General features: G+C 60.5%; 15 protein-coding genes. 7 read left to right on the forward strand and 8 right to left on the reverse strand.

Annotated elements, in window-relative coordinates; all coding sequences use genetic code 11:
- Positions 1–151 precede the first annotated feature (151 nt).
- Positions 152–340, reverse strand: coding sequence for a hypothetical protein (locus ACS4NR_RS01685; RefSeq protein ID WP_016985943.1), 189 nt, complete (start codon positions 338–340; stop codon positions 152–154).
- A 350-nt stretch (positions 341–690) separates the two neighbouring features.
- On the opposite strand from ACS4NR_RS01685, the gene ACS4NR_RS01690 reads away from it, so the two are divergent.
- The 3 genes from ACS4NR_RS01690 to ACS4NR_RS01700 all read left to right on the forward strand — a co-directional run bounded on the left by ACS4NR_RS01690 (position 691) and on the right by ACS4NR_RS01700 (position 3,208).
- The gene (locus ACS4NR_RS01690; RefSeq protein ID WP_253150301.1) at positions 691–1,527 is read left to right on the forward strand and encodes a CvfB family protein; all 837 of its coding nucleotides are present in this window, start codon (positions 691–693) and stop codon (positions 1,525–1,527) included.
- Positions 1,528–1,630: 103 nt separating this feature from the next.
- On the forward strand, positions 1,631–2,020 hold the full coding sequence (locus ACS4NR_RS01695; RefSeq protein ID WP_456018940.1) for a DUF2177 family protein: 390 nt from the start codon (positions 1,631–1,633) through the stop codon (positions 2,018–2,020).
- Between the two features lie 255 nt (positions 2,021–2,275).
- A complete protein-coding gene (locus ACS4NR_RS01700) occupies positions 2,276–3,208 on the forward strand; it encodes a DMT family transporter (RefSeq protein WP_456018941.1) in 933 nt (310 codons plus the stop codon).
- Here ACS4NR_RS01700 and ACS4NR_RS01705 read toward each other — a convergent pair.
- Positions 3,153–4,334: an MFS transporter gene (locus ACS4NR_RS01705; RefSeq protein WP_456018942.1), complete on the reverse strand. Its 1,182-nt coding sequence runs from the start codon at positions 4,332–4,334 to the stop codon at positions 3,153–3,155. The genes ACS4NR_RS01700 and ACS4NR_RS01705 overlap by 56 nt on opposite strands.
- A 104-nt stretch (positions 4,335–4,438) precedes the next feature.
- Here ACS4NR_RS01705 and ptrR point away from each other — a divergent pair, with 104 nt between their 5' ends.
- Both ptrR and ACS4NR_RS01715 read left to right on the forward strand, forming a co-directional pair.
- Complete coding sequence (gene ptrR, locus ACS4NR_RS01710) at positions 4,439–5,332, forward strand: putrescine utilization regulator PtrR (RefSeq protein ID WP_166497055.1); 894 nt, start codon at positions 4,439–4,441, stop codon at positions 5,330–5,332.
- 142 nt (positions 5,333–5,474) lie between these two features.
- The gene (locus tag ACS4NR_RS01715; RefSeq protein ID WP_007914492.1) at positions 5,475–5,603 is read left to right on the forward strand and encodes a PA1414 family protein; all 129 of its coding nucleotides are present in this window, start codon (positions 5,475–5,477) and stop codon (positions 5,601–5,603) included.
- A 203-nt stretch (positions 5,604–5,806) separates the two neighbouring features.
- On the opposite strand, the gene ACS4NR_RS01720 is transcribed toward ACS4NR_RS01715, so the two are convergent.
- The 6 genes from ACS4NR_RS01720 to speB all read right to left on the reverse strand — a co-directional run bounded on the left by ACS4NR_RS01720 (position 5,807) and on the right by speB (position 11,384).
- Positions 5,807–6,055 (reverse strand): phosphopantetheine-containing protein, encoded by a 249-nt coding sequence (locus tag ACS4NR_RS01720; RefSeq protein WP_095138598.1) that lies wholly within the window; start codon positions 6,053–6,055, stop codon positions 5,807–5,809.
- A gap of 42 nt (positions 6,056–6,097) precedes the next feature.
- Positions 6,098–6,823 carry an MBL fold metallo-hydrolase gene (locus tag ACS4NR_RS01725; protein WP_456018943.1) on the reverse strand — a complete coding sequence of 242 codons (726 nt, stop codon included), beginning with the start codon at positions 6,821–6,823 and terminating at the stop codon, positions 6,098–6,100.
- 85 nt (positions 6,824–6,908) lie between these two features.
- Complete coding sequence (locus ACS4NR_RS01730; RefSeq protein ID WP_456018944.1) at positions 6,909–8,288, reverse strand: sodium:solute symporter; 1,380 nt, start codon at positions 8,286–8,288, stop codon at positions 6,909–6,911.
- 153 nt (positions 8,289–8,441) lie between these two features.
- Entirely contained in the window at positions 8,442–9,944 is a 1,503-nt protein-coding gene (locus tag ACS4NR_RS01735; RefSeq protein ID WP_456018945.1) for a purine-cytosine permease family protein, read from the reverse strand.
- Between the two features lie 56 nt (positions 9,945–10,000).
- Entirely contained in the window at positions 10,001–10,423 is a 423-nt protein-coding gene (locus ACS4NR_RS01740; RefSeq protein WP_095138602.1) for a YybH family protein, read from the reverse strand.
- A 10-nt stretch (positions 10,424–10,433) separates the two neighbouring features.
- Positions 10,434–11,384, reverse strand: coding sequence for an agmatinase (gene speB, locus ACS4NR_RS01745; protein ID WP_003222717.1), 951 nt, complete (start codon positions 11,382–11,384; stop codon positions 10,434–10,436).
- 392 nt (positions 11,385–11,776) lie between these two features.
- Between speB and ACS4NR_RS01750 the strand changes: the two genes are divergently transcribed.
- Positions 11,777–12,670: a LysR family transcriptional regulator gene (locus ACS4NR_RS01750; protein ID WP_007956593.1), complete on the forward strand. Its 894-nt coding sequence runs from the start codon at positions 11,777–11,779 to the stop codon at positions 12,668–12,670.
- Between the two features lie 5 nt (positions 12,671–12,675).
- A complete protein-coding gene (locus ACS4NR_RS01755; protein WP_456018946.1) occupies positions 12,676–13,272 on the forward strand; it encodes a tRNA-uridine aminocarboxypropyltransferase in 597 nt (198 codons plus the stop codon).
- The last annotated feature ends 323 nt before the right edge of the window (positions 13,273–13,595 follow it).

Below are 13,595 nucleotides of genomic sequence, written 5' to 3' on the forward strand. Positions count from 1 at the left end.
GACGCGTGCAAGGATACCGGCGAATGCTCGGCAATGATGGCCGTTCGTCGATTTTCAAAGGATTTGATTAAACAGAATGAGGGGGTAACGCGGGTGCCAGTCCAGGCGCTTCGAAGCTCAAAGCGCCTCTGGACGGGTGTATTACCGGGTGTTACTTCTTGCCCAGGCTGATCTGCTTGGACGGACCGAACGTCTGGCCGCTGACGCCTTTGGCAATTTGCTGGATTTCGCCGCCGGACTTGAGGAACGCTGCGATCTGATCGTTGATCGATTCGCTGGTTTCAACGGCTGGAGCTGGCTTTGCTTTGCTGGTGGATGCTTTTACACGCATGGCGGCCATTAACCTGTAGAAAAGTAACTCGGCCAGGCATCGTACAGGAATAACTTGACAATTGCTTGATAAATATCCCCGGGAATAACTGAGCGCGTGGGTGGATTATTCTCGATTAATTATCCGAAATATCCCTCTAAGCTACTGTTTTAAATAAGAACATTTATTGGTCATTAGCGGAAATATTCGCCGTGAAACGGCGCCGCAGGCTATGCGCTGGTCTGACGAATGGCGAGCCGTCCGCGCCAAACCCAGGAAAATCAAGGTGTCCGCAGATTTTCTTCGGCCGGCTGCTCACCCAGCGAACGAGACCGGTAAAACCGGGTAGAATGCCGCCCACGCAATGAGGGTTCTGGAAAATGGCTTTAGTCGGGCGTTACAACAGTTTGCAAGTGGTCAAACACACTAACTTCGGTTTATATCTGGACGGCGGTGCCGACGGCGAAATTCTTTTGCCCAACCGTTATATCCCTAAAGATATTCCCAGCGAAGATGAAGACTGGCTCAACGTTTTTATTTATCTGGACAGCGATGACAAACTTATCGCTACCACTGAAAAACCAAAAGTCCAGGTCGGCGAATTTGCCAGCCTGAAAGTTGTTGAAGTCAACAGCATTGGTGTGTTCCTCGATTGGGGCCTGCCCAAAGATCTGTTGCTGCCGTACTCAGAAGAGAAGCGGCAGATGACCGCTGGTGAATATTGCGTGGTGCACGTTTACCTCGACAAACACACCCGCCGCATCACCGCGACCGCGCGTCTGGATCGCTATCTCGACAAGACCCCGGCCAACTACAGCGCCGGTCAGGAAGTTGATCTGCTGGTGGCCGAAGCCACCGACATGGGCTTCAAGGCGATCATCAACAACAAGCACTGGGGCCTGATCCACAAGAATGAAATTTTCAAGTTCATGCGGTCGGGCATGCGCGAGAAGGGCTTCATCAAGGAAGTGCGCGCCGACGGCAAGATCAGCCTCAGCTTGCAACCGGTGGGTCAGGAAGCGGCGAGCAGCCTGAGCTCGAAGATCCTCGCCAAGTTGCGCGAAAACGATGGCTCGCTGGCCGTCAGCGACAAGAGCGATCCGGCGTTGATCAGCAGTCTGTTCGGTGTCAGCAAGGGCAACTTCAAGAAAGCCATTGGTTCGCTGTACAAGGAAGGCAAGATCGTCATTCATGCCGATCGCATTGAACTAACCTGAATGAACGCCGGCCCCATGTAGGAGCTGCCGCAGGCTGCGATCTTTTGCCCTTTGAAGATCAACAGATCGCAGCCTGCGGCAGCTCCTACATGAGGATTCGCAAATGAAGAAAGCGCTGATCGCTTATATTGCTACGCTGCTGGCGTTTCTGTTGCTCGATGGCATTTGGCTCGGCGTATTGATGGCGCCAACCTACCGCGAGCTGCTCGGTTCGCTGATGCTCGAAAAACCGCTGCTGGTTCCGGCAGCGGTTTTTTATTGCCTGTATGTTTTTGGCTGTGTGCTGTTTGTGGTCTTGCCGGCGCAAAGCTGGCAACGTGCGGCAAAGATCGGCGCGCTGCTGGGGCTGGTGGCGTATGGCACGTATGACCTGACCAATTGGGCCACGTTGCGCGGCTGGTCGGTGCAGGTGAGTTTGATGGATTGGGCGTGGGGGACGTTTGCCACGGCTGTGGCGTGTACGGTCGGCTTTTTGGTGGCAAAGCGATTTTGAAGTCAGCCCCGTAATCTTTGTTGTCTGGAGCGACGCCTTCGCGAGCAAGCCCGCTCCCACAGGGGAAGTGCGGTCGACTGTGGGAGCGGGCTTGCTCGCGAATGGCGGCGCAGCCGACAACCATTCGCCGCTGCCGCAACAGACAAACTAAATGTCTTTTCCAGACGGTTTTTTCTGTCCGACTGATTGATAATCCCCGACACAGATTTTTGACCAGTGGATGGCTGCCATGTTGTGTGTGTTCGAGGTGTTGCGGTGAGTGTCGAGCGGCGCAATGCCGACGGTTTTGCCTTGCAGGTGATGATCGGCCTCTGCCTGATCTGGGGCGTGCAGCAAGTGATGATCAAGTGGGCCGCGCCCGACATCGCGCCGGTGATGCAGGCCGCCGGGCGCTCGGGGATTTCCGCGTTGCTGGTGGGCTTGCTGCTGTGCTGGAAGGGCGGCTGGGATCAGGTGGGCAACACCTGGCGCGGCGGACTGCTGGCCGGCGCATTGTTCGGTCTGGAGTTCTTCTTCATCGCCGAAGGTCTGCAACTGACCACCGCCGCGCACATGTCGGTGTTCCTCTACACCGCGCCGATTTTCACCGCACTCGGCGTACATTTTCTGTTGACCAGTGAACGTCTGCGCCCCCTGCAATGGCTGGGGATTCTGCTCGCCTTCGTCGGTATCGCCATTGCCTTCGCCGGCGGTGTGTCGTGGGACAACCTCGACCGCCGCATGTTGCTGGGCGATGCGTTCGGGGTCATTGCCGGCGCCTGCTGGGGCGCGACCACCGTGGTGGTGCGCGCCTCGCGTCTGTCAGAGGCGCCAGTGACGCTGACCCTGTTCTATCAGCTGATCGTCGGCTTCGTCGGTCTGCTGTTGATCGCACTGTTCAGCGGTCAGATCACTCACGTCAGCCTGACCACCGTGGCGGTGGCCAGCGTGTTGTTTCAGGGCCTGGTGGTGTCGTTCTTCAGTTACCTGACCTGGTTCTGGCTGCTGCGCCGCTATCTGGCGGCCAATCTGGCGGTGTTTTCGTTCATGACCCCGTTGTTCGGCGTCACGTTCGGCGTGGTACTGCTCGGTGAAGAATTGAGCGTGAACTTCGTCATCGGCGCGGTGCTGGTGTTGCTGGGCATCACCTTTGTCAGCGCTGAGCAGTGGGTGCGTCGGCGTTTGCGCAAAGCCCTCGGCCAGCACTGACCGATTGCAGCGCCAGCCCGCCGGCAATCAGCAGACCGCTGCCGGCAATGATCAGCGCCGGTTGCAGATCACCGCTGAAATGGCTGCTCAGCGCCGCCAGTAGCGGGCCGCTGAGCTGGCCGACGGCAAAGCACGCCGTCAGCAGCCCGGCATTGCGCTGGGTGCTGTGCGGCGCCAGTTCCCGCGAGCGTTGCATCACCAGTTGCATGCACGCCAGGAACGGCATGCCACACAACACCACCCCCAGCGCCAGGCCATAAGCGCTGCCCAACAGACACGCGAAGACCCCGAGCGCCTGCAACCAAAGGGTGGCGGTCAGCCAGTGCCGCGTGGTGTTCGGATCGTGGCGACGCAGGCTCACCAATAGCACGCCAATCGCTGCGCCGAGACCGAAACACGGCCAGAACAGATCGGCCTGCCATTGCCCATGAAACTGCGCGTTGGCCATTTGCGAGAGAAATGTGGCGGGGATGATGTAACCCACGCCATACAGCGCATACACCGCCGCCAGTCGCGGGATACCGCGATTCGAATGGCTGCCGTTGAACGTGGCGACCGGCGTGTGCACGCCCGGTTGCGGCAGGATCCGCACGATCCCCAGCAACATTACCAGCGCCACGGCGGCATAGATCAGCCACAGCGTGGCGGAAGTCTGGTTCAGCAAATGTGAGAACAGAGCCAGCAACCCGGTCAGAAAAATCCCCAGTCCGGGACCGGCAAATACCAGTGCCCCCAGCCGTGGCCGACCTGCCGCCGCCGCCAGAGGCTGACTCAGTGCGGTGATCATCACCAGCACCCAGGCACTCGCCACCCCGGTGCCGAAGCGCAGCAGCAAATGCCCCCAGAACCCGTTGGCCCAGAACGACGCCAGGGTCAGCAGCACACACAGCCACAAGCCACCGTGCAACCGGCGCTGCACTTGCGGTGGACGGTGAGCGAACATCGCGTCCACTGCGCCCAACAGGTAGCCGAGGTAGTTGGCCGCAGCAATCAGACCGGCGGCCGTCAGGTCGACCTGGCCTTCGCTGAGCAGGTGCGGCAGTTGCGGGGTGAGGGCGAAACGCCCGATGCCCATGGCCATCATCAGGGCGACGAAACAGGCGGATAAACGAATCAAGGGCGACATGGTCGGGATTCCTTTGAAGGAGCAATGACCATCAGGCTAGAAGCGATTGACTTTCTTTAAAATTGAATAATAGTGAGTAACTTGTTCTGTTATGGAGAAAGGTAGTGGAGTTCAGCCAATTGCGGATCTTCCAGGCAGTGGCCGAGGAAGGTTCGATCACCCGCGCCGCCGAGCGTCTGCACCGGGTGCCGTCCAATCTGTCGACCCGGCTCAAACAGCTGGAAGAGCAATTGGGCGTCGAACTTTTCGTCCGCGAGCGTCAGCGTTTGCAGTTGTCGCCTGCAGGAAAAGTCCTGCTGGACTACACCGGCAAGCTGTTCGCCTTGCGCGATCAGGCCAGTGCGGCGGTGATGGGTGGGCAACCGGCGGGGGATTTCGTCCTCGGCACGTTGTACAGCACGGCGGCGATCCATTTGCCGGCGTTGCTGGCGCGCTATCACAAGCAATACCCGGCGGTGAACCTGCAAGTGCAGTCCGGGCCCAGTGGCGAATTGCTCGAAGGTCTGGTCTCCGGGCGTCTCGATGCGGCGCTGGTGGACGGTCCGCCACAACTGGCGGGGATCGACGGCGTGCCGCTGTGCGACGAACGTCTGGTGCTGATTAGCGAAGCCGATCACCCGCCGATCCGCAGCGCCAAGGACGTCGAGGGCAGGGCAGTGTTCACCTTCCGCCACGGTTGCGCCTACCGTGCGCGGCTGGAGGCGTGGTTCGTTTACTATCAGGCGGCGATGGGCCGGGCGATGGAGATCGAGTCCTATCAGGGCATGCTTGCCTGCGTGATTGCCGGCAGCGGTGTGGCATTGATGTCGGAGTCGATGCTGGCCAGTCTGCCGGGGCGCGAAAGCGTTGCAGTGCACCCGTTGGCCGAGCCGTTTGCCAGTGCGACAACGTGGCTCATGTGGCGCAAGGGCATGGTCGGGGCCAACCTCAATGCCTGGATTGAACAACAGCAAGCGCTCTATCCCGTGGCCGCGAATGAATCCCGGCAGACGGCGTGAACCTACCGAGGGTAATTCTGTTCAATTCAGTAACAGATCATTGCGGATTTGGCCGAGCATTGCGTAGGACTTCGGACTATTATCAGTGCGAAGCGGCCTCAGAATTCCGGCCGCTCAGCACTACCCTGAAGGGGGCATGACGATGAAAGAGAAAATTCAGAACTGGCTGCACGATTTGGGTGTTGCCCTCGGCTTGATCGAACCGCCTCTGCAACCCGTACCGATCCGCACCGATGATGAACAGCGCCGGCGTCAACAACGTCGCCGGTAAGCACGACTCACAAGTGAGTGACGCTTGTGGTGGCGAGGGAGCTTGCTCCCGCCCGGCTGCGCAGCAGTCGTAACGTCACTGAACAAGGTCCGTCTGGCACAACCGGGCTGAATGGTGTTGGGGCTGCTTTGCAGCCCAGCGGGAGCAAGCTCCCTCGCCACAGGGTTTGAGCTCACCCTGAAGGATGTATTAGGCAATCTCCCTCAATGCCGTCCAATCTCTAACAAAAATCGACTCAGGTCATTCGCGGTCTTCGCGGTCTTGAGCATGTGATCCTCTTCGGCAGTAAACGCCGTCAGTCCGAATTCATCTTCCAGATGAAAGATCAGATCCTCGATATCCGCCTTCTCCAGCCCTAACTGCACCAGACTGGTGTCGTCGTTGAATTCGCGGGATTCCAGCAGGCGCCGAATGTATCGGTGCACCGCAGCACGCACGGCAGCTCTTCTCATGGCAGAGGTTTTCGTTGTTGTTTCGACTGATTACAGCAGGCCTCAAGCGTGCCCGCGCAGCCATTCGTCAATCATCGAACGTAAATGCCCGCCGGAAAAACTGCCGAAATGTCCGCCATGCACGGTGCGGATCGGTAGCGCGTGCAAACGCCGCAGACTGGCCGCGTAATCCTGGAGATTGGAGTGGTAGGCGTCCTCGATCAATGGCCCGTCGTAAATGATGTCGCCGCTGAACAACGTTTCGGTCGCCGCTTCATACAGGCTGATCCCGCCCGGTGAATGCCCCGGCGTGTGCAGCACCTGCAAGGTGCGATTGCCCAGATCCAGCACATCGCCATCCTCGACAAAACCGGTGGCCGGCGCGGCCTTCACCCGGTATTCGGCGTAGCACAGCGGGCAGTCCGGGTGCGCCTCGAACATGTCGTCGCCAACGAAGGCCCGGCTCAGGTCATTTTCTCCATCCGGCGCGGCGAGAATGTCGGCCTCGGCGCGATGCACCAGGCGTTCGGCGAATTCGTGATGCCCGGCAATGTGGTCGAAGTGGCAATGACTGGCAACGGCCACCAGCGGCCGTTCGGTGAGCCACGGCAACTGCTCGCGCAGGCTGACCAGTCCCGAACCGCTGTCGAGCAGTAGATCCTTGTCGCGGCCCTGAATGTGCCAGAGATTGCAGCGGTAGAACGGGCGGATGTACGGCTCATGGATCAGCCGAATCCCGTCGCTCAGGTTCTGCACTTCAAACCACTGATCGCGCGAAACGATCTTCATATGCCATTTTCTCCAGACGAAAAAAACGGGTGTGGCAACCGACGCCACACCCGTCGAAGAAAGCATCAAGTCGTTACATCAGAGCTTAGATCGCGCTCGCCACCGTCGCCGGGCGAGGGGAGACCAGGCTGACCACCACAAAACTCACCAGACCCACCGCCAGGCTGTAGTAGATCGGCGTGTTCGCATCCAGACCGTCCTTGAACATGAACAGCAGCGCGGTGGCGAAACCCAGGCCCATGCTGGCGATGGCGCCGGCGGTGGTCGCGCGTTTCCAGAAGATCGCACCGATCAGCGGAATCAGCATGCCGCCGACCAGCAGGTTGTACGCCAGGGTCAGGGCGCTGATCACGTCATTCACCACCAGCGCGATGCCCAGCACCACGACACCGGTCAGCAAGGTGAACAGGCGGTTGATCGCCAGGCTCGACTGTTTGCCGCCACGCAGTTTCGGCAGCAGGTCTTCGGTCAGGGTGGTGGCAGCAGCCAGCAGGCCGGCGCTGGCGGTGGACATCATCGCGGCCAGTGCTGCAGCGATCACCAGGCCACGGATGCCGTCCGGCAGCGACAGTTTGACGATGGCGGCGAAGGCGTTGTTGACGTTGTCCAGATCCGGGATCAGTACGTGAGCGGCCATGCCGATCAGCGCGCAGGCCAGACCGTAAAGGATGCAGTAGATACCGGCGATGCTGCCGGCGTACTGGGCGACTTTGGCGGTCTTGACGGTGAACACCCGTTGCCAGATGTCCTGACCGATCAGGATGCCGAAGAAGTAGATCATGAAGTAGGTGATGATCGTGTCCCAGCCGATGGTGGTGAAGTTGAACGCCGCTGCCGGCAGCTTCAGCACCAGTTCGTCCCAGCCGCCAACGCGGTACAGGCAGATCGGCAACAGGATGAACATCAGGCCCACGGTCTTGATGATGAACTGGACGATGTCGGTCAGGGTCAGCGACCACATGCCGCCGATCGCCGAGTAGATCACCACCACGCCACCGCCGAGTAATACCGAGATCCAGAACGGCAGGCCGAACAGCACTTGCAGCACGGTGCCGATGGCGAGGATCGAGGTCACGCCGATCATCAGTGCGTAGGCCAGCATGATCGCCGCGCTCGCCGAGCGGGCCATCGGGTTATAGCGTTTTTCCAGCACCTGGGTAACGGTGTAGATCTTCAGTTTCAGCAGCGGTTTGGCGAGGAACAGATTCAGCGCGACGATGCCGCAACCCAGCGCCGCACACAGCCAGAAACCGGAGATGCCATGCACGTAGCCCAGGCGCACGGTGCCGACGGTGGACGCGCCACCCAATACGGTCGCGGCCATGGTGCCCATGTACAGGCTTGGGCCGAGGTTACGACCAGCCACGAGAAAGTCCTCGTTGGTCTTGGCCTTGCGCATGCCGAAGTAGCCGAGCAAGAGCATGCCGGCGGCGTAGATGAGGACGACGAATAAATCCAAAGCCATGATGGCGTGTCTCCGATTGTCTTTTTTATGTGAGGCGGAATTCGATTTGCCCTTGTGGGAGCGGGCTTGCTCGCGAATGCTTTGGGTCAGTCACATCAATGCTGGATGTGCCGCCGTCTTCGCGAGCAAGCCCGCTCCCACAGGGGATTTGCGTCAGGCGGCCTGACGCAGTTGGGGTTTTACTGCGGCTTCACGCCGGGCATCCTGCGGCCCGAACACCTCCCGCGGTTCCGGGAACAGGCTCAGCAGCGTGAGGTACACCACCGACGCCAGGCCCAGGGTTACCGGCAGGCTGATGTCGATACCACCGGCCAACTCGCCCAGCGGGCCAACGAATTGCCCCGGCAGGTTGACGAAGCACAGGCCGACCGCCGCGCTCGGGATCCATGCGCCCAGGCCACGCCAGTTCCAGCCGTGGTTGAACCAGTAGCGTCCGCCCTGTTCGCCGCGAGTGAACACTTGCAGATCATCCGGGCAGTAGAAGCCGCGACGCACCAGCAGGCCGATGATCATGATCACCATCCACGGGGTGGTGCAGGTGATGATCAGCACGGCGAAGGTCGACACGCTCTGCACCAGATTCGCCGCAAAGCGCCCGATGAAGATGAAGGCAATCGACAGCACGCCGATCAGCAGCGTCGCCTTGACCCGCGACAGCACCCGTGGGAACACGCTGGACATGTCCAGCCCGGTGCCATACAGCGAGGTGGTGCCGGTGGACATGCCGCCGATCACCGCAATCAAGCACACCGGCAGGAAGAACCAGCTCGGCGATACCGCCAGCAGACCGCCCACATAGTTGTTCGCCGCGATGTAGTCCGGCGCCTTAATCGCGACGATGGTCGCGGTGCTCAGGCCGAACAGGAACGGGATGAACGTGGCGATCTGCGACAGCACCACGGCGGCCATGATGCGCTGTTTGGAGGTGTCACGCGGGATGTAGCGCGACCAGTCGCCGAGGAACGCGCCGAAGGAAATCGGGTTGCTCATCGCGACCAGCGCCGCGCCGATGAACGCCGCCCAGAAACCCGGTTGACCGAGGTTCACCGTGCCGGCGTAGTTGACGTCGAAAGGACCGGCGAAGGCGAAGATGCCCAGCAGGAACAACAGGCTGGCACTCCATACCGCGATCTTGTTCACCCACAGCAAAAAGCGGAAGCCGTAGATGCACACGGTCAGCACCAGAATCGCGAACAGACCGTAGGCCAGGCCCAGGGTCAGGTCGGTTTCCGGCAGACCGATCAGGCGTTTCGCCCCACCGATCAACGCATCCCCCGAACTCCACACCGAGAGCGAGAAAAACGCGATGGCGGTCAACAGCGACAGGAACGAACCGACGATCCGCCCGTGCACGCCGAAATGCGCCCCGGAGGACACGGCATTGTTGGTGCCGTTGAGCGGGCCGAACAGGCCCATCGGTGCGAGGATCAGCGAGCCGAGCAGCACACCCAGCACAATCGCCCAGACACCGGCCTGAAACGACAGACCGAACAGCACCGGGAAACTGCCGAGCACGGCGGTGGCAAAGGTATTGGAACCACCGAAGATCATCCGGAACAAATCCGTCGGGCCTGCGGTGCGTTCGTGGTCCGGGATCTGTTCGACCCCGTGGGTTTCAATCTGCGTAAGGCTTTGGTCGTTGTTGTTGTTATTCATGATCTGCTCCGATCATAAAGGCGCGCCTCATCGTGTGTGAGGCGTCACCTGTTTGGCTAAGGGGATGGCAGCCCTTCCGGCATGGCGGATAAATGTTCGTGGCAGGCCAGCCAATGGCCTTGTTGTTCTAGGCTCGACGCTTGTTTCCTGAAAACAATCGTCTCGCGCTCCTGGCTGAAATGTTGCTCCCCTTGCATGCGCAGCTCGGTGGCCACGTCATGGATAAACACCGCCACGTCACCTTGCAGGCTGACGAAGGCGTTGCTTGAAGTGCACGACAGCACTTCAAAGCCATCCTCGGCACGCCAGCTGTCCCACAAGGCCTGATAGGCATCGCGCGACAGCAGCGGCTGTTCGAGGGTGTAAAACACGAAACTTGCATCGGCGCTGAACGCGCCGAAATAAGCTTCGCGATCGTTACGAGCGAAGGCGGACACCAGATCGGCAGCCGCTTGCAACACCTGATCACGTTCGTTCATGGCCGAACCCTCAGCGGTGGACCACGCCAGGCAGTACGCAGAGCATTTCGTACAGCAGGTTGGCGGCCAGCAGCGAGGTGTTGCCGGTGGTGTCGTAAGCGGGCGAGACTTCTACCAGATCGCAGCCGATCAGGTCGAGGCCTTGGCAGCCGCGTACGATTTCAATCGCCTGAATGGTCGTCAGACCCCCGATTTCCGGGGTGCCTGTGCCTGGCGCCCAGGCCGGGTCGATACCGTCGATGTCGAAGCTCAGGTACACCGGGCCGCCACCGACTTTCTCGCGCACTTCGGCCATCAGCGGCGCCAGCGACTTGTGCCAGCACTCTTCGGCTTGTACGACGCGGAAGCCCTGATCGCGGCTCCAGTTGAAGTCGTCAGCGGTGTAACCCTGCGCGCGCAGACCAATCTGCACCACGCGGTCGCAGTCCAGCAGACCTTCTTCGACGGCGCGACGGAAGGTCGTGCCGTGGGCGATCTTCTCGCCGAACATGTGATCGTTGACGTCAGCGTGCGCATCGATGTGCACCAGACCGACCTTGCCGTGCTTTTTATGGATGGCACGCAGGATCGGCAGGGTGATGGTGTGGTCGCCACCCAGGGTCATCGGGATCACGTTGTGCTCGAGGATGTTGTCGTAGGCTTCTTCGATGATGCGCACGGCGTCGAGCAGATTGAAGGTGTTGATCGCCACGTCACCGATGTCGGCGACCGACAGCGAGTCGAACGGCGCGGCGCCGGTGGCCATGTTGTACGGGCGGATCATCACCGATTCGGTGCGGATGTCGCGCGGCCCGAAGCGGGTGCCGGGGCGCAGCGAAGTACCGATGTCCAGGGGCACGCCTACGAAGGCAGCGTCCAGGCCGGCAGCGGTCGGTACATGGGGGAGTCGGAGCATGGTGGCGATGCCGCCGAAGCGCGGCATTTCGTTGCCGCCCAGTGGTTGGTGAAGAATCTTGTCCACGGGTAGGGCCTCATCGTCTTTGTTTTATTTATGTCGGCGCACCGTTGAACACAGTTTCGGACGCCGCTGTGGGGCCGATTCTGCGAAATGTAGTGGAGGGGAAGAATCGCTACGGGCAAAAACTTAGTTCAGATTTTTCTAAACTAATGTGGGCGGGCGGATTAGACTCTGCGGTTTCGGGATTCATGCCTGGCTGAACATTGCTGCCCTCACCCCAACCCTCTCCCGGAGGGAGAGGGGGCCGACAGAGTTGTCAGCGGAATCTGCATCGACCTGAAAAATCGAGTCGAACTCAGGATTTGAAAGCCCTGGAGATCAGCTCCCTCTCCCTCGGGGAGAGGGCTGGGGTGAGGGGGGCAACAGACAACGCAGTTCCAAAGCCCGGAGTAGACATGGCCAACGCTTTACCCGACCTGAAACTATTGCGCATCTTCGTCAGCGTGGTTCGCCATCAGGGTTTTGCCAACGCGCAGCAGGAGCTCAACCTGTCGACCTCGGCGATCAGCACCTACATGAGCCAGCTCGAAGCCGCGCTCGGTCTGGTGCTGTGCCATCGCGGGCGGGGCGGGTTCAGCCTGACCAGCAAGGGTGAGTTGTTCCATCAGGAAACCCTGCGCCTGCTGGCCGAGCTCGAAGGTTTCGAGCAATACGCCGCCGCGCTCAAGGGCGAATTGCGCGGCACGCTCAACCTCGGGGTGATCGACTCCACCGTCAGTGACAAGGCCCTGCCGTTCGCCGAAGCCATCGGCGCCTACAGTCAGGAACACCCGGCGGTGCATTTGCACCTGTCGGTGATGAGTCCCTACGAACTGCAACTCGGTGTACAGGACAACCGCCTCGATCTGGCGATCGGTGCGTTTTCCACACGCATGAGCGGTCTGGTGTACATGCCGCTGTACCGCGAGCAGCACTGGTTGTATTGCAGCAGCCGGCATCCGCTGTTCAACGAGCGGCGGATCCCCGAGCAGGTCATCACCCAGCAACGCATGGTTGGCCGTGGTTACTGGAGTCAGGCCGAACTGGCGCGCCACGGTTTCAAACACAGCGCGGCGACCGTGGAAAGTATGGAGGCGCAGCTGATTCTGGTGCTCTCCGGCGCCTACATCGGTTACCTGCCGGAGCACTACGCCCAGGCCTGGGCCGACAAGGGCGACCTGCGCGTGTTGCTGCCGGCGACCTTCGGCTATCAGGCGCCGTTCTCGATGATCATGCGTCGCGGCCGCAGCCGCGAGCCGCTGATTCAGACTTTTCGTGATCTGCTCAAAGCACAGCTCAATCAGGCTTAAGAACGATGTCCAGACCCCAATGCCCGCGCTGCCTGCGCCCACAAACCCACTGCCTGTGCCCGCTGATCCCGAGCCTCGACAGCCGCACCCGAGTGCTGCTGTTGCAGCACCCGAGCGAGGTCAATCACGCGCTCAACACCGCGCGACTGGCGGCGTTGGGTTTGACCAATGCCGAGCTGATTGTCGGGGAAGTGTTCGAGGATCTGCCGGCGCTGTTGAGTCAGCCGGGGTATCAGGCGCGGTTGCTGTTTCCCGCTGACGATGCGCAGCCGCTGCAGGCCTACCGCGAATCCGCTGAACCGTTGTTGCTGGTGGTGCCGGACGGCACCTGGCGCAAGGCGCGCAAGATGCTCCATCTCAATCCGCTGCTGGCGGCGTTGCCACGGGTGACGCTGGCGCAGGGCGGGGTGTCGCGCTACCGCTTGCGCAAGGCACCGGGGCCGGGGGCGTTGTCGACCATTGAGGCGATTGTACAGGCGCTGGAAACCCTTGAAGCACCGACGACGTTTGCGCCGTTGCTCAAGCCGTTCGAAGCGTTGATCGAGGGGCAGATTGCGGCGATGGGGGAGGAAGTTTTTCAGCGCAATCATGGCGACAGATAGTTGTTGCCAGTACCGGCCTCTTCGCGAGCAAGCCCGCTCCCACAGGGGAACGCATTCCAAAAGTGGGAGCGGGCTTGCTCGCGAAAGCGTCGGATCAATCACCGCAAATCCCAACAATGCCCACAATCGGCTTCTTCCAGCAGGAATGCATTCCAAAAGTGGGAGCGGGCTTGCTCGCGAAAGCGTCGGATCAATCAGCGCAAATCCCAACAACGTCCACAATCGGTTTCTTCCAGCAGGAATGCGATCACCTGTGGGAGCGGGCTTGCTCGCGAAAGCGTCGGATCAATCAGCGCAAATCCCAACAACGTCCACAATCGGTT

The sequence above is a fragment of the Pseudomonas sp. JQ36 genome (genome assembly GCF_053851495.1).